The organism is Actinomadura vinacea (genome assembly GCF_039532545.1).
In the GTDB taxonomy this organism is placed as follows: Bacteria; Actinomycetota; Actinomycetes; order Streptosporangiales; family Streptosporangiaceae; genus Spirillospora; species Spirillospora vinacea.
This window is the reverse complement of the sequence record NZ_BAAARW010000006.1, coordinates 265,436-287,904: the sequence shown is the minus strand read 5'-3', so window position 1 is coordinate 287,904 and position 22,469 is coordinate 265,436. Positions and strand designations below refer to the sequence as shown.

19 protein-coding genes and 1 pseudogene are annotated in these 22,469 nt (G+C 72.5%); 11 read left to right on the top strand and 9 right to left on the bottom strand.

Annotated features, from left to right (window positions below; genetic code table 11):
* Positions 1-22: 22 nt before the first annotated feature.
* Positions 23-439: a cupin gene (locus ABD340_RS09890; protein WP_344588377.1), complete on the bottom strand. Its 417-nt coding sequence runs from the start codon at positions 437-439 to the stop codon at positions 23-25.
* Positions 436-840 (bottom strand): annotated as a pseudogene (locus tag ABD340_RS09885) (carboxymuconolactone decarboxylase family protein); the annotation flags it as partial. The gene ABD340_RS09890 and the pseudogene ABD340_RS09885, both read right to left, overlap by 4 nt.
* Before the next feature lie 120 nt (positions 841-960).
* On the opposite strand from ABD340_RS09885, the gene pdxR reads away from it, so the two are divergent.
* On the top strand, positions 961-2,346 hold the full coding sequence (pdxR, locus tag ABD340_RS09880; protein ID WP_344588375.1) for a MocR-like pyridoxine biosynthesis transcription factor PdxR: 1,386 nt from the start codon (positions 961-963) through the stop codon (positions 2,344-2,346).
* A gap of 105 nt (positions 2,347-2,451) precedes the next feature.
* On the opposite strand, the gene ABD340_RS09875 is transcribed toward pdxR, so the two are convergent.
* Entirely contained in the window at positions 2,452-2,955 is a 504-nt protein-coding gene (locus ABD340_RS09875; protein WP_344588374.1) for a cupin domain-containing protein, read from the bottom strand.
* Positions 2,956-3,413: 458 nt separating this feature from the next.
* On the opposite strand from ABD340_RS09875, the gene ABD340_RS09870 reads away from it, so the two are divergent.
* The 3 genes from ABD340_RS09870 (at position 3,414) to ABD340_RS09860 (ending at position 6,785) form a co-directional block, all read left to right on the top strand.
* Positions 3,414-4,061 (top strand): TetR/AcrR family transcriptional regulator, encoded by a 648-nt coding sequence (locus ABD340_RS09870; RefSeq protein WP_344588373.1) that lies wholly within the window; start codon positions 3,414-3,416, stop codon positions 4,059-4,061.
* A gap of 82 nt (positions 4,062-4,143) precedes the next feature.
* Positions 4,144-5,295: an acetyl-CoA acetyltransferase gene (locus ABD340_RS09865; protein ID WP_344588372.1), complete on the top strand. Its 1,152-nt coding sequence runs from the start codon at positions 4,144-4,146 to the stop codon at positions 5,293-5,295.
* Positions 5,292-6,785, top strand: a complete 1,494-nt coding sequence (locus ABD340_RS09860) for a class I adenylate-forming enzyme family protein (protein ID WP_344588371.1) — start codon at positions 5,292-5,294, stop codon at positions 6,783-6,785. Before ABD340_RS09865 ends, ABD340_RS09860 begins: the two co-directional genes overlap by 4 nt.
* Here ABD340_RS09860 and ABD340_RS09855 read toward each other — a convergent pair.
* On the bottom strand, positions 6,775-7,179 hold the full coding sequence (locus tag ABD340_RS09855) for a Zn-ribbon domain-containing OB-fold protein (RefSeq protein WP_344588370.1): 405 nt from the start codon (positions 7,177-7,179) through the stop codon (positions 6,775-6,777). The two genes, ABD340_RS09860 and ABD340_RS09855, sit on opposite strands and share 11 nt — an antisense overlap.
* Positions 7,180-7,250: 71 nt before the next feature.
* On the opposite strand from ABD340_RS09855, the gene ABD340_RS09850 reads away from it, so the two are divergent.
* The 7 genes from ABD340_RS09850 to ABD340_RS09820 all read left to right on the top strand — a co-directional run bounded on the left by ABD340_RS09850 (position 7,251) and on the right by ABD340_RS09820 (position 16,298).
* Positions 7,251-9,404: an acetate--CoA ligase family protein gene (locus ABD340_RS09850; protein ID WP_344588369.1), complete on the top strand. Its 2,154-nt coding sequence runs from the start codon at positions 7,251-7,253 to the stop codon at positions 9,402-9,404.
* Positions 9,394-10,239 carry an enoyl-CoA hydratase/isomerase family protein gene (locus ABD340_RS09845; RefSeq protein ID WP_344588368.1) on the top strand — a complete coding sequence of 282 codons (846 nt, stop codon included), beginning with the start codon at positions 9,394-9,396 and terminating at the stop codon, positions 10,237-10,239. The genes ABD340_RS09850 and ABD340_RS09845 overlap by 11 nt, the downstream gene beginning before the upstream one ends.
* Before the next feature lie 98 nt (positions 10,240-10,337).
* Complete coding sequence (locus tag ABD340_RS09840; RefSeq protein ID WP_344588367.1) at positions 10,338-11,543, top strand: amidohydrolase family protein; 1,206 nt, start codon at positions 10,338-10,340, stop codon at positions 11,541-11,543.
* 2 nt (positions 11,544-11,545) lie between these two features.
* Positions 11,546-12,733, top strand: coding sequence for an acyl-CoA dehydrogenase family protein (locus tag ABD340_RS09835; RefSeq protein ID WP_344588366.1), 1,188 nt, complete (start codon positions 11,546-11,548; stop codon positions 12,731-12,733).
* Positions 12,734-12,763: 30 nt separating this feature from the next.
* Positions 12,764-13,816 carry an acyl-CoA dehydrogenase family protein gene (locus ABD340_RS09830; protein ID WP_344588365.1) on the top strand — a complete coding sequence of 351 codons (1,053 nt, stop codon included), beginning with the start codon at positions 12,764-12,766 and terminating at the stop codon, positions 13,814-13,816.
* Positions 13,813-14,730, top strand: coding sequence for an SDR family NAD(P)-dependent oxidoreductase (locus ABD340_RS09825; RefSeq protein WP_344588364.1), 918 nt, complete (start codon positions 13,813-13,815; stop codon positions 14,728-14,730). The genes ABD340_RS09830 and ABD340_RS09825 overlap by 4 nt, the downstream gene beginning before the upstream one ends.
* Positions 14,731-14,735: 5 nt before the next feature.
* Positions 14,736-16,298 (top strand): AMP-binding protein, encoded by a 1,563-nt coding sequence (locus tag ABD340_RS09820; protein WP_344588363.1) that lies wholly within the window; start codon positions 14,736-14,738, stop codon positions 16,296-16,298.
* 56 nt (positions 16,299-16,354) lie between these two features.
* Here the strand turns inward: ABD340_RS09820 and ABD340_RS09815 are convergent, their stop codons facing one another.
* From ABD340_RS09815 to ABD340_RS09795, 5 genes are all read right to left on the bottom strand, one after another.
* Complete coding sequence (locus tag ABD340_RS09815; RefSeq protein ID WP_344588362.1) at positions 16,355-17,485, bottom strand: ABC transporter substrate-binding protein; 1,131 nt, start codon at positions 17,483-17,485, stop codon at positions 16,355-16,357.
* 99 nt (positions 17,486-17,584) lie between these two features.
* Positions 17,585-18,454 (bottom strand): ABC transporter permease, encoded by an 870-nt coding sequence (locus ABD340_RS09810; protein WP_344588361.1) that lies wholly within the window; start codon positions 18,452-18,454, stop codon positions 17,585-17,587.
* The gene (locus tag ABD340_RS09805) at positions 18,451-19,350 is read right to left on the bottom strand and encodes an ABC transporter ATP-binding protein (RefSeq protein ID WP_344588360.1); all 900 of its coding nucleotides are present in this window, start codon (positions 19,348-19,350) and stop codon (positions 18,451-18,453) included. Before ABD340_RS09805 ends, ABD340_RS09810 begins: the two co-directional genes overlap by 4 nt.
* A gap of 98 nt (positions 19,351-19,448) precedes the next feature.
* The gene (locus ABD340_RS09800; RefSeq protein WP_344588359.1) at positions 19,449-20,696 is read right to left on the bottom strand and encodes a CaiB/BaiF CoA transferase family protein; all 1,248 of its coding nucleotides are present in this window, start codon (positions 20,694-20,696) and stop codon (positions 19,449-19,451) included.
* Positions 20,693-22,441 carry an N-acyl-D-amino-acid deacylase family protein gene (locus tag ABD340_RS09795; protein WP_344588358.1) on the bottom strand — a complete coding sequence of 583 codons (1,749 nt, stop codon included), beginning with the start codon at positions 22,439-22,441 and terminating at the stop codon, positions 20,693-20,695. The genes ABD340_RS09800 and ABD340_RS09795 overlap by 4 nt, the downstream gene beginning before the upstream one ends.
* Between the last annotated feature and the right edge of the window lie 28 nt (positions 22,442-22,469).

Genomic DNA, 22,469 nt, shown 5'->3' with positions numbered 1-22,469 from the left:
CACGCGGCCCTCTTCTCGGCGGTCAGGCAAGGGGCGCCTCTTCGTAGGCGATGTCGTACTTGGCTGCGATGGGGTTGAGTTTGCGCGGGTCGAGTTTGCCGCCCGTGGTGATGTGCGGCCTGGCCTCGATGAGGTCCTCGACGAAGCACTCCCAGCCGCCGGGAGAGGAGATCTGCAGGACGCGGGGAGGCGGTGTGGAGCCGGGGGACAACGAATGCTGCACACCCTGGGGCAACAGCAGGAACTGACCCGCGGTGGCCCCGTGGATCCGGTCGGCGTACTCGACGAGGAGTTCGCCGTCGAGCCGGTCATCGGTATCGGTGCTACGCGCCTTGGAAGCGAACACGGGCGGCACCCGCAGACGGCCTGGCCGTGCCTCCCCCTTGTCCAGGACGTAAAACCGGTCCTTATCGCCGTTCTCCACGGTCTCGCCGTTCACGTGGTAGCGGCGCCGAGATCGTTGATCTGTGGAAGGTCGCTGACGTCGCCGGCCGCGTCTCCCAGAGAGTGGTCCCGGCCGCCCGGCCTGCAGGCCGGGCACGCCGCGCATCGCATGGGTGATCCTGTAGGGCAGGAACGCGCACATGCCCTGGGCGAGTCGGTGCGTTTCCCGGCGACGTCTGGGACGTTGTCGGCGATCCGCGTGACGAATTCGGTCAGGGCCAGCGCCGCCTGCTCTTCGGGAGTGAAGAAGTCCGCCGCGTCCCGCCAGACCTGCACCATGTGCAGGCGCTGTTCGCTTTCGCCCGCCTTCCGCGCATCGGAGGTGTGCAGGTGGAGGCAGTACGCGCAGCCGTTGAGTCGCGACGCGCGGATCTGGGCCGGTTCGACCAGCGCGGGGGCGAGGCCTTCGCGCGGCGGCTAGCCTCGGCACCCGAGAGACCGATCGAAGGGTGCAGTCCGGTGCCGGATTCCCAGGTCAATTCTGCCCGTGATGCAGGCTCTGACCTGCATCTTGAGGTGTCGCCTGCGGGGCCGCGCCGCGCAGCGGTGGCGGCGGCCCTGCGCGAGGCGGTGCGCAGCGGGCGGCTCGCGCCGGGCACCCGGCTGCCGCCGTATCGCTCGCTCGCCGTGGATCTGGGGGTCGCCCGCAACACGGTCGCGGACGCCTACGCCGAATTGGTCGCCGAAGGCTGGTTGACCGCCCGGCAGGGCTCTGGCACCCGGGTTGCCGAGCGGGTCGCGGCCAAGCCGCAGCGGGTCCCCCGGAAGGCCCCTGGCCACCGGGCCGACGCCCCCGTCCATAACCTCCGGCAGGGACAGCCCGACGCGAGGTCCTTTCCGCGCGCCGCGTGGGCCGCGGCCGTCCGTCGCGCGGTGACCGCCGCACCGCATGACGCCTTCGCCCCCGCAAACCCCCAGGGGCGTCCCGAACTGCGCCGCGCGCTTGCCGAGTACCTCGCTCGGGCGCGCGGTGTTTCCGCTTCACCGGACCAGATCGTTGTCTGCGCCGGGTTCGCGCACGGGTTGCGCCTCATCTTCGGCGGCGGCGTGCTGTCCGGGCCGCTTGCCGTCGAGCCGTACAGCCTGCCCTTCCACCGCGGCATCCTGGCCGACGCCGGAGTACGCACGATCCCGCTGGGCCTCGATGCCCGAGGCGCGCACACCGACCCACTGGCGTCGCACCCCGGGATCTCGTCGCGGCGCGGCGCACGCGCCGTACTGCTCACTCCCGCCCACCAGTTCCCGACCGGCGGCCCGCTGCATCCGACGCGCCGTGCCGCGGCCGTCGACTGGGCGCGCGGCCGTGGCGGTGTGGTGCTGGAGGACGATTACGACGGCGAGTTCCGCTATGACCGCGAACCCGTGGGCGCCGTTCAAGGGCTCGATCCCGACCATGTCGTATACATCGGCTCGGTCAGCAAGAGCCTGTCCCCGGCGATCCGGCTCGGTTGGATGGTCCTGCCTCCGTACCTGGTCGACGCCATGCTGGCGGCCAAGGGGCTGCGCGAGGCGTGGACGGGCGTCACCGACCAGCTGGCGCTCGCGGAGTTCATCGAGTCCGGGCAGTACGACAAGCACATCCGCCGCATGCGGCAGCGCTATCGCGCCCGCCGCAACCTGCTCGTCGCGACGCTGGCCGAGCACGCCCCGCACATCCCGGTGACCGGCATCGCGGCCGGGCTGCACGCGGTCCTGCGCCTGCCGCCGGGCACCGAGGCGTCCACCGTCAAGGCGGCCATGTGGATGGGCGTGGCACTCGACGGCCTGGCGGAGTTCCGCCATCCCGACAGCCCCGAACCCCACCGGGACGGTCTGGTAGTCGGATACGCCGCACCCCCCGAACACCGCTACCGACCGGCGCTCGACGCGCTGTGCCGAGCCCTGCCGCCCCCTGACGGCTGAGAAAGGGCGGCGCCGTTGCGGCGCTTGGGGCGTGGTCGAGGGCATGACGGAGACCGCTTTCGGGAGGAAGAACGGGCCGCCAGGCCAGGCGGCCCGGCCGCGGGTTCAGCGCTCGGCGAGCGCCTTCGACCACACGGGGCTCTCGAAGTAGTGGTTGTCGTACTGCTCCGAGCTGTCGCGGATGTCCTGCACCGTGGCCTCGCCGCGGTAGACCCGCTCCAGCAGCCGGTAGTAGTCGAAGCGGTGCAGGCCGGGGGTGAAGACCACCAACATCTCGGCCTCGCTGCCGGGTGCCGGCGCGAAAGCATGCGGCACGGTCGGCGGGACGGTCAGGAAGTCACCCTTGCCCAGGGTCAGGACCTCCTCGTCCACCAGGATGCGCATCGCGCCGTCCAAGACGAAGAACATCTCGGTGGCCTTGGTGTGGAAGTGCGCGGGAGCGCCCGGCGAGCCCTTGCGAAACCCGGCCTTGTTGGCGGTGAGCGCGCCGCCGGTCGCGCCCGCGTCGGCCAGCAGCGTGATCAAGCTCGTCGCGCCGTCCTGGAGGGACTCGGCCTCCGCGGCGCGGACCAGGACGGGGGCAGTCGGCTGGTTCAGGACGGCGTTCATTGGATTCTCCCGGATGTCCGGCCCGGCTTCTCACCAGGCCCTTCTTGCTGACACCGACGAATCTACGGGACACAAAGACCCATCAAATGGTTCATTTATGGGTGAGATTCATAGGTCAATCTCTCTTGGACCACGGCGGAAGCACACCGTGCCGAGGCGTTGACCCGCGCCGGACCCGCTTGGTTCTACGCCGACGCCGCAGCCACTGGTCGGTCGAGAGCGGGGCCACGCAGCCGTGCCGAACGCCTCTTCCGCGTCTTACGTCCGGCGGGCAGGCGGTGGGAGCACAGGCTGTGCCAGATCCCGTTCCAACTCCATCGGTGGACGCAGGTTCTGCCGGAATGTCGGAGGGTCCCGACGCCGTGGGGGACGGTGGGCTCGATCACGTTGGCCGCCTCTGTCCTGCGTCGGTCCGTGACGTGACACTGCGTCAGGTTGGGAGGCCCTAAACTGACGGCATGCCAGAAACGGTGCTGACCGCAGACGGCAGGATCGCGGGGCGGCGTGCCAAGGCCACCCGGCGACGTCTGCTCGACGTTCTCACGGAGATGCTCGCCGCTTCGCCGTACCGCGACATCACCGTGATCGATGTGACGCGGCGGGCCGGAACGTCCCCCGCGACGTTCTACCAGTACTTCCCGGACATCGAGGCCGCCGTTCTCACCATCGCGGCCGAGATGGCCCAGGGGGGCAAGCAGCTGCGTCCGCTCGTGGAGGACCAGCCGTGGACGGGGAAGTCCGGGTACGAGACGGCGCGGATGCTCGTCGACGGGTTCCTGGACTTCTGGCGTCACAACGAGGCCGTCCTCCGCGTGGTGGACCTGGCCACGATCGAAGGCGACGAGCGTTTCCATGAGCTGCGCGTCCGCATGCTCAACAACGTGACGAACGCGCTCGCCGACGTGATCCGCGAGTTGCAGCGGCGCGGACGGGTGGCCGAGAACGTGCGGCCGGAGGCGATGGCGGGTGCGCTCGTCGGCATGCTCGCGCACAACGCCGCCCATCAGCAAGGCTTCGAGGCCTGGGACATCACCCTCGAGGACCTGCGGGAGAGCATGGCCCAGCTGGTCTTCTGGGCGGTGTCCGGCAGGCGCGCCCCGAAATAGTCCCGCGGCACGGGGTATTCCGCCCGGTTCGCACACGCGCTAATCTGACGATCCATCAGAAAGTGCTCTCGCGGGAGGCACCGTGCCCAGCCGTCAGGTGGCGATCGTGGGTGCCGCGCTGGCCGATCCCGGGCCGGCCGGCCACACGACGCCCTACGCACTGCACGCACAGGCCGCGCGCCGCGCGCTCGCCGACTCCGGGCTTCCGCGGGAGCGGATCGACGGCTTCGCCTCCACGGGGCTCGGCATGCTGGCCCCGGCCGAGGTCGCCGAATACCTCGGGCTCCGGCCGCGGTGGGTCGATTCCACCTCCGTGGGAGGCAGCACGTGGGAGGTCATGGCCGCGCACGCCGCCGACGCCATCGCGGCCGGTCACGCCGACGCGGTGCTGCTCGCCTACGGGTCCACTGCCCGTTCCGACCTCAAGCGCGGGCTGCGCACCGCGAACATCTCCTCCGGCAACCGCGGCCCGGCCCAGTTCGAGGCGCCCTACGGGCACACGCTCATCGCCAAGTACGCGATGGCGGCCCGCCGGCACATGCACGAGTACGGCACGACGATGGAGCAGTTCGCGGAGGTCGCCGTCGCCACCAGGGAGCACGCCGCACGGAATCCCGAGGCCCAGCACCGGAATCCGATCACGGTCGACGACGTGCTCGGCGCGCCGATGATCGCGGATCCGTTCACCATGCTGCATTGCTGCATCCGGTCGGACGGCGGCGCGGCCGTGATCCTGGCGGCCGCGGACCTCGTCCGCGACTGCGCCCGGCCGCCGGTGTGGATGCTGGGGACCGGGGAACACGTCTCGCACGTCACGATGAGCGAGTGGCCGGACCTCACGGTGTCGCCCGCGGCGGTCTCCGGACCGATGGCGTTCGACAGGGCCGGGGTGCGGCCGGAGGAGATCGACTTCTGCGAGATCTACGACGCGTTCACCTCCATGGTTCCGGTCACCCTGGAGGACCTCGGCTTCTGTGCCAAGGGCGAAGGAGGCGCGTTCGTCGCGGAGGGGCGGATCCGGCCGGGCGGCGCGTTGCCCACCAACACCGACGGCGGTGGGCTGTCGGCCTGCCATCCGGGAATGCGCGGCCTGTTCCTGCTGGTGGAGGCCGTGCGCCAACTGCGCGGCGAGTGCGGGGCGCGACAGGTTCCCAGCGCGCGGCTGGCCTGCGTGAGCGGTACCGGCGGCTGGTTCTGCTCCAACGGCACGGTGATCTTGGCGGCTGACCGGTGACCGGTCCGGCGGAGGCACTCGGCGAGGCGGTACGGCGGTTCGGCCCCGCGCCCGCGTTCCGCGCCCCGGCGGGGTGGGAGGTCTCGTACGCCGAGCTCGGCCGACTCGTCGGCGAGACGGCGGCCGGGCTGGCCCGGCGCGGGGTTCGCGAGGGGCACGTGGGGGCGCTGCTGCTGCCCGCCTCGGTCGAGTACGTGGTCGCCTACCTCGCCCTCGCCCGGCTGGGTGCGATCACCGCGGGGGTGAATCCCCGGCTCACCGCGCCTGAGGGCCGGGCCGTCCTGGACCGTGCCCGGCCGGACGTGGTCATCGGCACCGCGGAGCTGGTCGCGGGACGGCGCTGCGCCGCGGAGACGATCGAGGTGCCGCTCGCCGGGGCTCCGGGCGACGTGCTGGCGGTCCTGCGCGACGATCGGCGCACTCCCCCGGCCGCCCGGTCGGATCCGGATCGGCCGGTGGCGATCGTCTTCACCTCGGGTTCGACCGGGACGCCCAAGGGCGCGGTGTTCGCGGGCCGCCAGCTGCGGGCGATCACCTCGATGGACGCCGGCGGCCCGCGCCCGGCTCCTCCGATGCTGGCGGGGACGGAGCTGCCGCACGTGGGCTTCATGACCAAGCTGCCCGGCCACCTGCTGTCGGGCGCCCGCGTGCAGCTGCTGCGCCGCTGGCGGGCGGCCGAGGTGCTGAGTCTGGTCAGCGAGCAGCGCATGCCGGTGATCGGCGGGGTGTCCGCCCAGGTGGCGCTGCTGCTCGAGGTGCCGGGGTTCGGCTCCTACGACCTGTCGGCGGTCCGGGCGCTGGTCATGGGAGGCGGTCCCTCACCGCCGGACCTCGTACGGCGGGCGCGGCGGCGGTTCCGCGCCGCCTACTCGATCCGCTATTCGAGCACCGAGTCCGGCGGAGTGGGGACCATGACGGCGTTCGACGCCCCGGACGAGGAGGCGTTGTGCACGGTGGGCCGCCCGCGGCCGGGCATCGACCTGGAGATCCGCGACGAACACGGACGGGCGCTGCCGTCCGGTGAGGTGGGGCAGATCTTCCTCAGGTCGCCCGCGACGATGGCCGGTTACTGGCGGGACGAGGCGGCGACCGGCGCCGTGCTCGCCGGCGGGTTCCTGCGCACCGGGGACCTCGGCCGTGTCGATGACCGGGGATGCCTGCGGCTGGCGGGCCGGCACAAGGAGATGTACATCCGGGGCGGCTACAACGTCCATCCGCAGGAGGTCGAGGCCGTTCTCACAGAGCATCCCGGCATCGCCGCGGTCGCGGTCGCGCCGAGACCGGACGCTGTGATGGGCGAGATCGGGGTGGCGGTCGTGGTGCCGGCGGACCCGGCGGCGCCTCCCGTGCTCGACGATCTGCGCGCGTTCGCCGCGGAACGCCTGGCCCGTCACAAGCTTCCGGAGGCGTTGCTCGTGGTCGACGAGCTGCCGCTGACCTCGATGTACAAGATCGATCGGCGTGCCCTCGCCGGCTTCGTCACGCGGTGAGGGGCCGGAACACCGGGACGGTCACCTCGCCCTCGTCGCGGAAGTCGACTTCCAGCGGCATGCCGATGGCCAGCTCGGCGGGATCGCAGCCGACCACGTCGGTCATCATGCGCGGTCCCTCGGCCAGGTCCACCAGGGCCGCGATGTAGGGCACGCGGTCGCCGAACGGCGGCAGGTCGTTCCGGTGCACCACCGAGTAGGTGTAGAGCGAGGCCCGCCCGCTCGCCTCCACCCACCGGACCTGGTCGCTCCAGCATCGTGGGCAGAAGGGCCGGGGATAGAAGTACGGCTCGCCGCAGGGGTCGCAGTGCCGGATCAGCAGGCTGCGTTCACGTGCGGCGTCCCAGTACGGCCGCGTCTCCTCCTCGACCAGCGGCAGGTGGGAGTGCGCCAACGGAACCTCCTTCGAAGAAGCGAATCTGATGCTCTATCAGATTCGCCGTGTCATGAGTCTAAACTGACGGTATGTCAGATAACAGCCCGCTGGAGGCGGAGGACATCGAACGGGACGTGAGCGGCCGGATCCTCGCGCTTCGCGAGGAGGATCTCGGCACGTTCTTCCGGCCGCGCACGCTCGCGGTCATCGGGGCGTCGGACGCCCCGGGACGACCCAACACCGCCATCTACCGCAGGCTGCGCGCCTGGGCCGAGCGCGTCGGCGCCCGCGTCCACCCGGTCAACCCCAGGCGCGATCAGGTGGACGGCGAGCCGTGCCACCGGTCCGTGGCGGACGTGCCCGAGCCCATCGACGTCGCGGCCGTCCTCGTCGGCGACCCGCTCGGGGTGATCGAGGAACTGGCCGCGGTCAAGGCCCGGTTCGCCGTGGTCTTCGCCTCCGGCTTCGCCGAACTCGGCGACGACGGCAGGCGCGCCCAGGAGCGGATGGCCCGGATCGCGGTGGACGGGCCGCGCGTCCTCGGCCCCAACACCAATCTCAACGCGTTCGAGGAGTTCCGCGACGATCTGGACGGCAAGGCGATCGCGCTCATCTCGCAGAGCGGCCACCAGGGGCGGCCCGTCTTCCAGGCCCAGGAGCTCGGCATCCGGGTGTCGCACTGGGCCCCCACGGGCAATGAGGCGGATCTGGAGTTCGCCGATTTCCTCCGGTATTTCGCCGACCTGCCGGAGGTCGGGGCCGTGGCCGGGTACATCGAGGGTTTCAAGGACGGCCGCACCCTGATGCTCGCCGCCGACCACGCCGCCCGGCGCGGTGTCCCGGTGGTGCTCGTGAAGGTGGGGCGCACCCGGGACGGTGCGTCGATGGCCGCGTCCCACACCGGCAAGCTCACCGGGTCGGACGCGGTGACCTCGGCGGTCCTGCGCCAGTACGGGGTCACCCGGGTCGACGGGCTCGACGAACTCCTGGACACCTCGCAACTCCTGGCGCGGGCGAAGCCCCCGACGAGCACCGGCGTCTGCGTGTACGCCATCTCCGGCGGCACCGGCGCGCACATGGCCGATCTGTGCGCGGCGGCCGGCCTGGAACTGCCCGCCCTGTCGGAACGCACGCAGGCGGCCCTGCACGAATGGATCCCCGACTATCTGCGCGTCTCCAATCCGGTCGACAACGGCGGCCATCCGGTCGGCGACTGGCGCGGGCGGCGCATCCTGGAAACGCTCGTCGACGATCCGGCGGTCGGCGTGCTGATCTGCCCGATCACCGGCGCCTTCCCGCCGATGAGCGACACCCTCGCCCGGGACCTGGCCGACCTCGCCGAGCGGACCGACAAGCCCGTCTGCGTGGTGTGGGGCTCACCGGCCGGCACCGAGCCGGCCTACCGGGACGTGCTGCTCGGCTCGCGGCGGCTGGCGGTGTTCCGCACGTTCGGCAACTGCGTGGGGGCGGTGCGCGCCTATTTCGACTACCACGAGTTCCGGTGCCGGCACCGTTCCCCGTTCCGCACCGTCCCGCGGTCCCCCTCACCGGCGGCGGCCGAGGCGCGGCGGCTGCTCGCCTCGGGACCGGCGTCGGAGCACACCGCCAAGGAGCTGCTGCGCGCGTACGGCATCCGGACGCCCCGGGAGGAGCTGGTGGACAGCGCCGCGGCGGCCGTCCGCGCCGCCGCCGGGATCGGCTTCCCGGTCGTTCTCAAGGGTTGCGGGCCGGGCGTCGAGCACAAGTCCGACCTTGGGCTGGTGCGCCTGAACCTGCGGTCGGCGGCGCAGGTGCGGGAGGCCTACCGGCAGGTCACCGCCTGCGAGGGGGTTGAAGCGGCACTGGTCTGCGAGCAGGTGCCGGGCGGCGTCGAGACGGTCGTCGGCCTGGCCCGCGACGAGCTGTTCGGCCCGACGGTGATGGCGGGCCTGGGCGGGGTCTTCGTCGAGGTGTTCCAGGACGTGGCGTTCCGGGTGCCGCCGTTCGACGAGGCCGAGGCCCGCCGCATGGTGGCCGGGCTGCGCGGGTTTCCGCTGCTCACTGGGGCTCGGGGCCGGCCCGCCGCGGACGTCGGCGCGCTCATCGACGTGATCATGAAGGTGCAGCGGATGGGCCTGGAGCTCGACGGCGTGCTGACCGAGCTGGACATCAATCCGCTGGCCGTGCTGCCCACCGGCGCCGTCGCCCTCGACGCGCTGGCCGTCCCCGCCGGAACGGAGGGAGAGCCGAGCCATGAGCACTGAGCGAACGCGCGAGTCATGGAGCGAGGCGATGGACATCGACGACCTGTTGTGCACTGTCGAGGACGGCGTCTGCCGGCTGACTCTCAACCGTCCCCAGACCCTCAACGCCATCACCCATGACATGCGTGAGCGCCTGATCGAGGCGCTCGACGACGCCAATGGGAATCCGGAAGTACGGGCGGTGCTGCTCACCGGGACGGGCCGGGCCTTCTGCTCCGGGGCGGACCTGCGGGGCACGCCGGATGCCACGGGGCAGGGCAGGGCACCGCGTGCGGCGGGCGACGTCGCACGGCTGCTGCGGAACGGGGTGCAGCGGCTCATCACGGCGGTGCTGGACTGCGAGCGGCCGGTGGTCGCGGCGGTCAACGGGACCGCCGCCGGGATCGGCTGCCATCTGGCGCTGGCGTGCGACCTCGTCCTGGCCTCCGAGGAGGCGCGCTTCATCGAGGTGTTCGCCCGGCGCGGGCTGGTGCCCGACGGCGGCGGCGCCTACCTGCTGACGCGGCTGGTCGGCCCGCAGCGGGCGAAGGAGCTGATGTTCTTCGGGGACGATCTGCCCGCCGCCGAGGCGGTCCGGCTGGGGCTGGTCAACCGGGTCGTCCCGGGGGCGGAGCTGGCGGCGACGGCGGCGGACTGGGCGCGGCGGCTGGCGACCGGCCCGACCCTGACCCACGCGCTGACGAAGCGGCTGGTCAACGGGGCGCTGGAGGGCGACCGGGCGTCCTGCTTCGCGGACGAGGCGATGGCCCAGGAGGTCAACATGACCACCCGCGACGCCGGGGAAGGGCTGCGGGCGTTCGCCGAGCGGCGCCCACCGGTCTTCGAGGGAAGGTAGCTGACGAAGTGTCAGATTCGGCCCGTGGCCGTCTTCCGCAATCGGCCGCGCGCGATTAACGTGTTTCTGACGATCCATCAGAAAGGCTGGGGTGCATCATGAGCCTGTCCTTCGGGGAGCTACCGAAGATCATCAGCGTGGACGATCACGTCGTCGAGCCACCCCACGTCTGGCAGAACTGGCTGCCCACGCGGCTCCGCGACCGCGGCCCGCGGATCGAGCGCCGGGGCATCGGCGGGATGGAGCACCTCGGCGGCGGCACGTACCGGCAGACGTTCGACGACGACGGTCCCCAGGCGGACTGCTGGGTCTACGAGGACCTCGTCTACGTCCACAAGCGCCACGTCGCCGCCGTGGGGTTCGACCGCGACGACATGACGATGTCGCCCATCACCTACGACGAGATGCGCAAAGGCTGCTGGGACCCGCAAGCGAGGGTCGCCGACATGGAGCTCAACCATGTCGAAGCCTCGCTGTGCTTCCCCACCTTCCCCCGCTTCTGCGGGCAGACCTTCACCGAGGCCAAGGACCGCGAGCTCGGACTGGCCTGCCTGAAGGCCTACAACGACTGGATGGTGGAGGAATGGTGCGGTGACTCGCGCGGCAGGCTGATCCCGCTCTGCCTCATCCCGCTCTGGGACGCCGGACTCGCGGCCCAGGAGGTGCGCCGCAACGCCGAGCGGGGCGTGCGCGCGGTGTGCTTCAGCGAGATCCCGCCCCACCTCGGCCTGCCCAGCATCCACTCCGGCGAGTGGGACCCGTTCTTCGCCGCCTGCCAGGACACCGGCACGGTCGTGAACATGCACATCGGCTCGTCGTCCAAGATGCCGGCCACCTCCGCCGACGCGCCGCCCGCCGTCGCGGCCGCGCTGTCGTTCAACAACGCGATGGCCTCGCTGTGCGACTTCCTGTTCTCCGGGGTCCTGGTCCGGTTCCCGCGGCTGGAGGTGGCCTATTCCGAGGGCCAGATCGGCTGGCTGCCGTACGTCCTGGAGCGGGTCGACGACGTGTGGGAGGAGCACCGGGCCTGGGGCGGCGTGCGCGACACGATCCCCGAGCCGCCGTCCACCTACTTCCGCCGCCAGGTGTACGGCTGCTTCTTCCGGGACGTGCACGGCCTGGAAGCACTGCACCGGATCGGCGTCGACCGGGTCACCTTCGAGACCGACTACCCGCACACCGACTCCACCTGGCCGCACACCCGGAAGGTGGCCGAGGAGATGTTCCAGGGGCTGGACGCCGACACCGTCTACAAGATCACTCGCGGGAACGCCATCCGCATGCTGAAGCTCGACCTGGACTGAACATGGACCTGCGCCACACCGAAGGCGAACAGGCGTTCCGGCGGGAGTTGCGCGCCTGGCTGGACCGTGCGCTGCCCACGCTGCCGCCTCCTCCCCGCCGCGACGACTGGGCGGGCCGCCGCGCGTACGACACCCGCTGGCAGCACATGCTCCACGAGGCCGGGTACGCGGGCATCGACTGGCCGCCCGACGCCGGCGGGCGGGGTGCCTCACCGGTCGAGCACCTCATCTACCTGGAGGAGACCGCGCGGGCCGGGGTCCCGTACGTGGGGGTGAACTTCGTGGGCGTGCTGCACGCCGGGCCCACGCTCATCGCCGAGGGGACGCCCGAGCAGCGCCGCCGCCACCTCCCGCGGATCCTGTCCGGCGAGGACGTCTGGTGCCAGGGCTTCTCGGAGCCCGCCGCCGGCTCCGACCTCGCCGCACTGCGGACGGCGGCGGTGCGGGACGGCGACCACTACGTGGTCAGCGGACAGAAGACCTGGAGCTCGTTCGCGCAGGTGGCCGACTACTGCGAGCTGCTGGTCCGTACCGACCCCGGCGCCCCCAGGCACAAGGGGATCACCTGGCTGATCGTCCCGATGGACCTGCCGGGCATCGAGATCCGCCCGATGCGCACGCTGGCGGGCTCGGCGGAGTTCGCCGAGCTGTTCCTGGACGACGTGCGCGTGCCGGTCGGCAACCGGGTCGGCGCGGAGAACGACGGCTGGCGGGTGGCCATGGTGACGCTCCGGTTCGAACGCGGCACCGCGTTCGCCGGGGACCTCATCTCCTGCCTGGAGCTGCTGCGGGAACTGGCCGTCCTGGCTCGCGCACAGGGAACCGCCTGGCATGACGACGCGCTGCGGCGGGAGCTGGGCCGGCTGCACGGGGAGCTGGCCGCGCTCTGGTCGCTCACCAAGTGGAACGTGTCGCAGAGCCGTGCGCGGGTGCCCGGGGTCGGCGGCTCGGTGGTCAAGCTGCGTTTCTCCGAGCTGCGGCAGCGGCTGTTCGACGCGGCGGCCGAGGTGCTCGGCCCGGCCGCGCTGGCCGTGTCCGATCTCGACGGGCTGCCGAACGGCCGTTACGTGCGGGAACGGCTGTCCTCGCTGTCGTACACGATCGCGGCGGGCAGCTCCCAGATCCAGCGCAACATCATCGGCGAACGGATCCTCGGCCTGCCCCGGGAACCGGACGCCGCCGCCCGATGAGGCCGGGCAACGGCCGGACGAGGAGGACGCGTGGACTTCCAGCCCACCGAGGACCAACAGGCGCTGCAGGCCGCGACGCGCGACCTGCTCGACGGCCGGCTCGGCCGGGACCGGCTGCTGGCGCTGGCGGACGGGGAGGCCTTCGACCCGGCGCTGTGGCGGGACCTCGCGGGCATCGGGGTGTTCTCCCTCCGTGCGCCCGCGGGGGACGGCGACGCCGCCCTGGGCATGGCCGAGGCCGCGCTGGTGTTCGAGGAGCTCGGCCGGTCCCTTGCACCGGGACCGCTGGTCGCCACCTGCCTGGCGGCCGGCGCGCTTCCGGGCGCGACCACCGGGGAACTGGTGGCCGGACTCATCGACCTTCCCGCGGATCCGTTGATCGCCGAACGGGCGGCGCCGGTGCTCGTCGAACACGCGGACGCCCTCGACGTGCTGCTCACGCTGGACGACACGGGTGTGCGGCGGCTGGACCCCGAGGCGCTGAAACCTGACGTGCTGACCCCCGTCGCCGAGCCGCTGGACCCCCTCACCCCGCTGCATCACGCCGTCGGGCTGCCGCGCGGCGACAAGATCGCAGGACCGGAGACGGCGCAGCGGTGGCGGCGGGAAGGCACGGTCCTCACCGCGGCCCTGCAAGCGGGCATCGCGCTGCGCACCACGGACCTGGCCGTGGCGTACGCCAAGGAACGCGAGCAGTTCGGGCGCCCCATCGGCTCGTTCCAGGCGGTCAAGCACCTGTGCGCCGACATGTTCGCCCGCGCCGAGGTGGCGCGCGTGGCGGTGTACGCCGCCGCCGTGGCACTGGACACCCCGGACACCGCCCCTGAGAACGGCGGACAGCCCGCCGCCGTCGCCACGGCCAAGCTCATGGCCGGGCAGGCGGCGCTGGCCAACACCAAGACCTGTGTCCAGGTGCACGGCGGTATGGGCTTCACCTGGGAGACCGGGGTGCATCTCTTCCTGAAGCGGGCGCTGGTGCTGGCGGCCTCCTTCGGGACCGCGTCCCGCCACGAGGAGACGCTCGCGGCGGCCCTGTGTTTCCAGCCCCCCGCCAGACCATCGGATACGAGGAGCGAGAGTTGACGGGTTTCCTGAAGGACAAGGTCATCGCCGTGACGGGGGCGGGACGCGGCATCGGCCGGGCGGTCGCGCTCGGCTGCGCCGCCGAGGGCGCCGCCGTCGTGGTCAACGACCACGGCGTCGGCGTCTCCGGCGAGGAGCCGGCGAGCGAGGTCGCCACGGCCGTGACGGAAGAGATCACGGCTGCCGGCGGCACGGCCGTCGCGGTCGCCGACACCGTGACCACGATGGCGGGCGGGCGGCGCGTCGTCCAGACCGCCGTCGACGGGTTCGGCCGGATCGACGGCGTCGTCTGCGTCGCGGGGATCCTGCGCGAACGCATGCTGTTCAACATGTCCGAGGACGAGTGGGACCCGGTGGTCGCCACGCATCTCAAGGGCACGTTCACGGTGTTCCGTGCCGCCGCGGAGCACATGCGGCGGCAGGGCTCGGGCAGCTTGATCGGCTTCACCTCGGGCAACCACGCCGGCAGCGTCTCGCAGGCCAACTACTCCGCCGCCAAGGGCGGCGTGGTGTCGCTCGTGCGCAGCGCCGCCCTCGGCATGCACAAGTACGGCGTCACCGCGAACGCCGTGGCGCCGGTCGCCCGCACCCGCATGTCGGCGAACGTGCCGTTCGCCCTGGCGGAAATGGGCGAGCCCGAGGACGTCGCCCCGCTGGTGGGCTACCTGCTGTCGGACGCGGCGCGCGACATCACCGGCCAGGTCTACACCGCCGCCGGCGGCAAGATCGCGGTGTGGAACCAGCCGCACGAGGTGCGCGCGATGTACGCCGCCGGCCGCTGGACCATGGAGGACATCGCGGCCCGCCTGCCCGGCACGGTCGGCCAGGAGCCGATGCCCATGCTCGCCCAGATCGAGTCGATGTCCAGGGCCGCGGCGGATGGTGCCCGGCCGAACGCACGACCCGCGGGGTGATCACGATGGGGCCGTCGAGGCTGTGGGAACTGGTCGAGTGGCGGGCGGCGGCCACTCCGGACGCCGAGATGGCGGTCGACGAGCGCGGGCGGCGCCTGACGTTCGGCGAGTACCGTGCCGCCGCGGAGCGGGCGGCGGCCGGTCTCGCCGCCGCCGGGGCCCGCGGCCCCGGGACGCCGGGCGGCGGCACTCCCCCGATCGCCGATGTGTCCTGGCAGCTGCCGACCTGGATCGAGTCGCTCGTGCTGGTGGCGGCGCTGGCGCGGCTCGGTCTCGTGCAGAATCCGATCCTGCCGATCTACCGGGAGCGGGAGGTCGGCTTCATCGCCGGGCAGGCGCGGCCGGCGCTGCTGATCGTCCCGCCCGAGTGGCGCGGTTTCGACCATCCGGCGATGGCCCGACGGGTCGCGGCCCGGCACCCCGGCATGAAGGTGCTGGTGGTGGACGGGGCGCTGCCCGAGGGCGATCCGGCGTCCCTGCCGCCGCCCTTGCCTGGCGGCGGCGCCGCGCCGGTGCGGTGGCTGTTCTACACCTCGGGGACGACCGCGGACCCGAAGGGCGCGCGGCACACCGACGCCGCCATCATGGCGACCGCCACCGGCATGTCGGAGCGGCTGGCGATGGGGCCCGGGGACCGCAACGCCCTGGTGTTCCCGTTCACCCATATCGGCGGCATCGTCTGGCTGTTCGCCGGACTGCTCGGCGGGTTCGCGCACATCCTCACCGAAGCGTTCGATCCGCGGGGCACGGCCGAGGTGCTGCGGCGGGAGGGCGTCACGACGGCCGGTGCGGGCACCCCGTTCCACCAGGCCTACCTCGCCGCCCAGCGGGAGCGTCCGGGGGAACGGCTGTTCCCCCGGCTGCGGGTTTGCCCGGGCGGGGGCGCGCCCAAGCCGCCGCGCCTGCACCTTGAGGTCAAGGAGGAGCTCGGCGGCGCCGGGGTCGCGTCCGGCTGGGGCCTGACCGAATGCCCCATCCTGTCGATGGGGAGCGTGCACGATCCGGACTGGGCGCTCGCGGGCACCGAGGGCCGCGCCCTGCCCGGGGTGGACCTGCGCGTGGTGACGTCCGACGGCCGGCTCGCCGGGCCCGGCGAGGAGGGAGAGCTGCGCGCCATGGCGCCGCAGTTGATGGCGGGCTACGCCGACGCCGCGTTGGACGCGGCGGCGTTCGACGCGCACGGCTACTTCCGCACCGGCGACCTCGGCACGATCGACGAGCACGGCTTCGTGACCGTGACGGGACGGCTCAAGGACGTGATCGTCCGCAAGGGCGAGAACATCAGCGCCCCGGAAGTCGAGAACCTGCTGTTCGAGCATCCCGGGGTGCGTGACGTGGCGGTCATCGGCCTGCCCGACCCGGTGCTGGGCGAGCGGTGCTGCGCGGTTCTGGTCCCCGAGACCGGACGCGAATCTCCCTCGTTGGAGGAGCTGTCGGCCTGGCTCCGGGAGCGCGGCCTGATGGTCCAGAAGCATCCCGAGCGGCTGGAGCTGGTCCAGGAGCTGCCGCGCAGCCCCGCGGGGAAGGTGCTGAAGAGCGATCTGCGGAGCCGTTTCGGCGCCGCGTGAGAGCCGACACGGCCCCGGCACCGGAGACGGTGCCGGGGCCGTGCCCTCCCAGGACGTCAGGGCTTGTGGCCCACTGCTTCGGCGTACAGGGTGCGGTCGACCGCCTGGCTCTCGGGCACGACCCTGCCCAGGGCGCCGCCCTCGACGTAGGCCTGTTGCAGCCGGTCGCTGGTGCCCTTGCGGATCTCCCAGTCCCACTGCGAGGACGGTACGGCCCTGAGGATCTCCGGATCGAGACCCAGGGCCGAGGCGAGCTGCTTGACCAGTGCGTCGTTCTTCTTGTAGTCGCCGTTGAAGTAGGTGTTGTAGATGCGGACGAGGGCGCGGACGAAGGCGACGCCCGCGTCGGGGTCGGTACGCAGCATGCTGGGCCCGTAGATCATGCCGCCCAGCGGCTCGCCGCGCGGCTGGCCGCCCAGGAAGGCCAGACCGGACTTGCCTTCCAGCTGCTTCCAGGCCGGGTCGACGACCCAGGCGGCGCCCACCCCGCCGTTCTCCAGCGCGGTCACGACGTCGGAGGGCCCGCCCAGGCTGGTGAAACGCACCTTCTTCAGGTCGGCGCCGTGCTTGCGCAGCACCTCCCGCATCGGGTACATGATCACGCTGCCCTTGCCGATGAGCGTCCCCACCTGGGTGTCGGCGGTGAACTTGACGGCGCCGGGCGCGGTGCCCTGCGGGACGCGCGCCCACAGCCCGGACTTGGAGGCGGGATCGGAGGAGAAGTTGCCCAGCACCCAGCGCAGCTCGAACCGCTGGTTCAGGCCGTTGAAGAAGGCCGCCTCGGGCGCCGACCAGATGGCGTCGAGCTCGCCCTTCGCCAGCAGCGGGATCGAGTCGGCGACGCCCAGCTGCTTGAACTCGACCTCCAGGTTCTCGTTGGCGAACTCGCCGTTGGCGATCCCGAGCTTCACGGGTGCGACGAACTCGGCCGAGCCGGTGCTCGACGCCACCGTGATCTTGGTCTTGCGGGGCAGCGGCTTGGCCGCGGGCATGCCCTTCTCGCAGCGTGCGGGCTTGCGGTCCGGCTTCAGGTCGGCCGGGTCGGTCCAGGCGGCCGCGCCGCAGCCGGCGACCGGGGTGATCGTCCGCGTCGCGCGGGGCTCGGCCGAGGTGGACCCGGACGAGCCGCACGCGGCGGCGGTGAGTATGAAGGCGGCGATGACCGGGACGATGGCTGGAGATCTCATGGTTCCTCCGCTGCCGGGGCGGCTGGTCGGATGGCGGCCGGGCGGGGGCGGCCGGTCGGGGGGTGGCCGGTCGGGGGTGGCCGGTCGGGGGGTGGCCGGTCAGGTGCGGACGCGGTCGCGGTCGTCGGGTGCCCAGGGGGTGAGCCGCCGCCCGAGGAACCGGATGATCTCGGAGAAGATCACGCCGAGCAGGGCGACGCAGACGATGCCGACGTACATGACGTCGTTCTGGAACAGCGTGCGCGAGTTGAAGATGAGGTAGCCCAGGCCGTCGGTGGCGGCCACGAACTCGGCCGCCACGATGACCAGGACGGACACGCCGGCCGCGATCCGCGTGCCGACCAGGATCTGCGGCAGTGCGCCGGGCAGGAGCACGTGCCGGAACATCTGCCGGCGGCTCGCGCCGAAGACCGCTCCGGCCTCCCGGTAGCCCTCCGGCACGGCCATGATCGCCGACATGGTGGAGATCCACACGAAGAAGAACACGGTCGCGGCGACCAGCGCCAGCTGGGGCCCCTCCCCCAGGCCGAACATGTTGAGGAAGATCGGCAGCAGGGCCAGCTTCGGGACCACGTAGAGGGCGTCGAGCAGCGGCTCCAGCGCGGCGCGCGCCGTCCGCGAGGTGCCCATCAGCAGCCCGAGGAGCAGGCCGATCGCCGTTCCCAGCAGGAAGCCGAGGACGACCCTGCGGGTCGTGGCCCACGTGTCGGGCCACAGCTTGCCGTCGATGGCGCGTTCCCATCCGTGGGCGGCGATCGTGGACGGCGCCGGGTAGAGCCTGGCGTCGATCCAGCCCTGGCCCGAGGCGAGCTGCCACAGCGCGATGAGGACGACGGGGACGCCGATCGCCAGCCCGAGTTCGAGCGTCCGCCTGCGCGCGGCGGCACGCGCCGGAGAGCGTTCCGCGGCGCCCGGCTCGCGTACGATCACCCGCTCCGCGGGCGCTTCCGCCTTGGTGGCGCCGGTCATTCGCTTCCCCTCCCGGGCGGCTCGACCTCTCCCCGCAGCAGGTGCCAGAGTTCGGCCTTGAGCTCGGCGCACTCCGGTGAGTTGCGGACGTCCCCGCTGCGCGGCCGGCCGAACGGGGGGACGCGCTCGGCCATGATCCGGCCGGGGCGCGCGCTCATCACCAGGACCCGGTCGCCGAGGACGATGGCCTCCTCCAGGCTGTGGGTGACGAACAGGACGGTGCGCCGGTCGGCGTCGCAGATGGCCAGCAGTTCCTCCTGGAGGATGGTCCGCAACTGGGCGTCGAGCGCGGCGAAGGGCTCGTCCATGAGCAGGATCTCCGGCTCCACGGCCAGCGCGCGGGCGATCGACACCCGCTGCCGCATGCCGCCCGACAGCGCGGCGGGGTAGGAGTCGGCGAAGTCGGTGAGGCCCAGGCGGGCGAGCCAGTCCCGGGCTCGCGCCGCCGCCTCCTTGCGCGGCACGCCCTGCACGTCCAGGCCGAACCGGACGTTGGCCAGCACGGTCTTCCAAGGGTAGATGCCGTAGTCCTGGAAGATCATCGCCGCCGGGTCGGGGCTGGTGGCGCGGATCTCCAGGCGTCCGGCGCTGGGCCGCAGCAGCCCGGCGACCAGGCGCAGGTAGGTCGACTTGCCGCAGCCGGACGGCCCGACCAGGCAGCAGAACTCGCCCGTCGCGATGTCCAGGTCGAGCGGCCCGAGGGCGTGCACCTCGCCGTCGGCGGCCCGGCGCCGGAGGCGGCCGGGCAGCGGCAGCCGGCCCCGCCCGCCGCGGAACCGGCGCTCGACGCCGCGGGAACGGATCTTGATGTCCGTCTGCTCGGGGTCCCCGCCGGGCTGTGGCTCCGAATCACGGCGCGGGATCGTAGAACTCGTTTCTTTTCGGGCGAGTTCCATGGCCTCACCTCCAAGGGCGCAGTGAAAGCGACAATATGACGGGTCGTCAGATTTACGCAATAGACACATACATCGAAGTCCGCCGGCCACGGTCCCGGTCAGGCGCCCAGCGCGCCCGTGCCGCGCAACCGCGTGATCCTCTCCGCGTCGTAGCCGAGCACCTCGCGCAGGACCTCCTCGGTGTGCTCGCCCACCGACGGCGCGCGACCCGGGACCCGCTGCTCCTCTCCGACGAACCGGATCGGGCTCGGGAGCTGGTCGGCGCCCAGGCGGCCGGCCGGCAGCCAGGGCAGGCGATCCCGGAACTGCGGGTCGCCGGCCAGCGTCCTGGGGGTGTTCACGGGGCCGATGGGCACGTTGTGCTCGACGCCGAACGCGATCCACTCGGCGCTGGAACGCCCGGCGAAGATCTCCGTCAGCGCGTCGCGCAGCTCGGTGTCCCCCACGGCATGGTCGGCGTAGCGCGCGCCGGGATGCCGCTCGAACAGGTCGGGGCGGCCGACGGCCGCGCAGAAGTTGCGCCACAGCTCGCGTTCGGACGCCATGAACAGGACATGGCCGTCCCGGGTCTCGTAGAACTGGTAGCGCACGCCGTGGCGCATCCCGGCCGTCCCGGGCTCCCGCCGCCGGTACCCGTCGGTCGGGTTGCCGGTGACCTCGTCCTCCGGCCGCTCGTAGGCCCGCCAGGTCTCGCTGCGCAGCCAGTCCATCGACGCCGCGGCGTCCGACTGCGCCACCTCCAGGACACCGCCCGTCCCGGTCGCCCGGGCGCGGGTGATCCCCGCGAGGATGCCCAGCGCCGCGTACAGCGGACCGGCGTTGATGCCGGTCGACGGGTGCTCGGGGATCGCCCAGTGGCCGTCCTCGGTCCGCTCCGGCCGGACGAGGCCGGCCCAGGTGTCGTAGGCGATCCCGTGGCTGGGCAGGTCGCGGTACGGGCCCGTCGCCCCGTACCCGGAGATGCCGCAGAACACCACGCGCGGGTTCACCTCGGCGAGCGTTCCGGGCCCCAGGCCGCGGCGTTCCAGCCCGCCGGGGCGCATCGCCTCCACGACGGCGTCGGCGCCCTTGACGAGGTCGAGGAAGACCTGCCGCCCCTCCGGTGTGCGCAGGTCGAGCACCACGCTGCGCTTGCCCCGGCTGATGTGCAGGTGCATCAGCGACACGCCCTCCACCAGGGGCCAGGTCATCTCGCGGATGTAGTCGCCCTGGGGCGGCTCGACCTTGATCACGTCCGCGCCCAGGTCGGCCAGGTGCGTGGTGACGGCCCCGGGCCCGAGCATGGACGCCTCCACGATCCGGACCCCGGCCAGCGGCGCGCCGGGCCGCTCCTCCGCCCCCGTCACCGCGGCGCTCCCGGTGTGGCGACCGTGGACGTGTCGCGGCCCGACCGCAGCACGGCCCCCGGTGTGGCACCGGTCGCGGTGCCGTCCCGAACGGTCTCCACGCCGCCGACCAGCACCCTGACCACGCCGGTCGAGCCCGCCGTCAGCCGCGGGCCGCCGCCGGGCAGGTCGTGCACGAGCGCGGCGTCCTCGGCGCCGACGGTCGCGGGGTCGAAGAGCACGATGTCGGCGTGCCGCCCCGGCGCGAGCACGCCGCGCCCGCGCAGCCCGAACAGCCGCGCCGGATCCATTGTGATCATCCGTACCGCCCGTTCCAGTGGGACGAGCCGGCGGCCGCGGAGCGCGTCCCCGAGGAACCGCGTGGTGTACGGCGCGCCGCACATCCGGTCGAGGTGCGCTCCCGCGTCGGAGCCGCCCAGCATGACGTGCTCGTGCTCCCAGATCACCTGCCGCAGCCGCCACGAAGCCGCGTCGTTGTCCGGCGGCATCGGCCACAGCACGGTGCGCAGGTCGTCGGCGGCGGCGATCTCGATCAGGGTCGCGAAGGGGTCGAGCCCCCGTTCCGCCGCCACCTCCTCCACCACCCGGCCCTTGAGCCCTTCGTTCGCGGCCGAGTAGGTGTCGCCGACGACGTACTTGCCGAAATCGGCCAGCCGCCGGAACACCCCGGCCTCGGGACCGTGCGCGCGCTCCAGCAGGCGCTTCCGCACCGCCGGGTCGCGCAGCGCGGAGACGCGCCGGTCGATCGGCAGGCCGAGGACCTCGCCCCAGCCGGGGATCAGGTTGAGCGCGCAGAAGGTGCGCAGGCTCATGTTCATCGGGACGGGCACCGGCATGGTCAGCGCCACCACCCGGCCGCCGGCGTCCGCCGCCCGCGCCGAGGCCTCCAGCTGCCGCCGCGCCTTCTCCGGGGCGCGCGAGTCGATGGTCAGCACGTTCCAGTTGAGCGGGCGCCGGGCCGCGACGCTCATCGCGGTGAGCAAGTCGATCTCGTCGTCGGAGAAGGTGTCCAGACAGCCCTCGAACGCGCCCTCCAGGGTGGTCCCCTCGTGCTCACCGGTCGCCCGGGACAGCGCGACCAGTTCCTCCCGGGAGGCGTACCTGGAGGCGACCGGCCGCCCGTCCCCGTCGGAGTGGGTGTGCGAGAGCGTGGTCGACAGCCCCATCCCGCCGGCCGCGATGCACTCGTGCAGCAGCCGCGTCATCTCCGCGAGCTGGTCCCCGGTGGCCTCCCCGCCGGTCGCGTCCGCTCCCATCACGTAGCGGCGCAGCGCGCAGTGGCCCACCATGAATCCCGCGTTCACCGCGATCCGGCCCTCCAGAGCGGCCAGGTACCCGGCGAACGACTCCCAGCTCCAGTCCACGCCCTCTTCCAGCGCGGCCAGCGGCATGCCCTCGACCTTCGTCATCATCCGCCGGATGTAGTCGGCGTCGCGCTCCTTCAGCGGCGCCAGCGTGAAACCGCAGTTGCCGCTGATCACAGTCGTCACGCCGTGCACGTTCGACGGGGTGGCGTACGGATCCCAGAACAGCTGCGCGTCGTAGTGGGTGTGCGGATCGACGAAGCCGGGCGCCACCACCAGCCCGTCGGCGTCGATCGTCTCCGCGGCCGGTTCCTCGACCCGGCCCAGCGCCGTGACGCGCCCGTCCCGCACCCCGACGTCCCCGGTCACCCCCGGGGCCCCGGTCCCGTCGACGATCGTCCCGCCCTTGATCAGGTAGTCCAGCATCCCGGTCCCTTCCACCTCATGTCTCTCCTCCGGCCGCGCCGGC

Excerpts from the sequence above, each read along its gene's own strand:
- ABD340_RS09815 (WP_344588362.1), bottom strand. The coding sequence starts at position 17,485 with ATGAGATCTCCAGCCATCGTCCCGGTCATCGCCGCCTTCATACTCACC.
- ABD340_RS09850 (WP_344588369.1), top strand. The coding sequence starts at position 7,251 with ATGTCAGATAACAGCCCGCTGGAGGCGGAGGACATCGAACGGGACGTG.
- ABD340_RS09875 (WP_344588374.1), bottom strand. The coding sequence starts at position 2,955 with ATGAACGCCGTCCTGAACCAGCCGACTGCCCCCGTCCTGGTCCGCGCC.
- ABD340_RS09835 (WP_344588366.1), top strand. The coding sequence starts at position 11,546 with ATGGACCTGCGCCACACCGAAGGCGAACAGGCGTTCCGGCGGGAGTTG.
- ABD340_RS09845 (WP_344588368.1), top strand. The coding sequence starts at position 9,394 with ATGAGCACTGAGCGAACGCGCGAGTCATGGAGCGAGGCGATGGACATC.
- ABD340_RS09870 (WP_344588373.1), top strand. The coding sequence starts at position 3,414 with ATGCCAGAAACGGTGCTGACCGCAGACGGCAGGATCGCGGGGCGGCGT.
- ABD340_RS09840 (WP_344588367.1), top strand. The coding sequence starts at position 10,338 with ATGAGCCTGTCCTTCGGGGAGCTACCGAAGATCATCAGCGTGGACGAT.
- ABD340_RS09805 (WP_344588360.1), bottom strand. The coding sequence starts at position 19,350 with ATGGAACTCGCCCGAAAAGAAACGAGTTCTACGATCCCGCGCCGTGAT.
- ABD340_RS09820 (WP_344588363.1), top strand. The coding sequence starts at position 14,736 with ATGGGGCCGTCGAGGCTGTGGGAACTGGTCGAGTGGCGGGCGGCGGCC.
- ABD340_RS09810 (WP_344588361.1), bottom strand. The coding sequence starts at position 18,454 with ATGACCGGCGCCACCAAGGCGGAAGCGCCCGCGGAGCGGGTGATCGTA.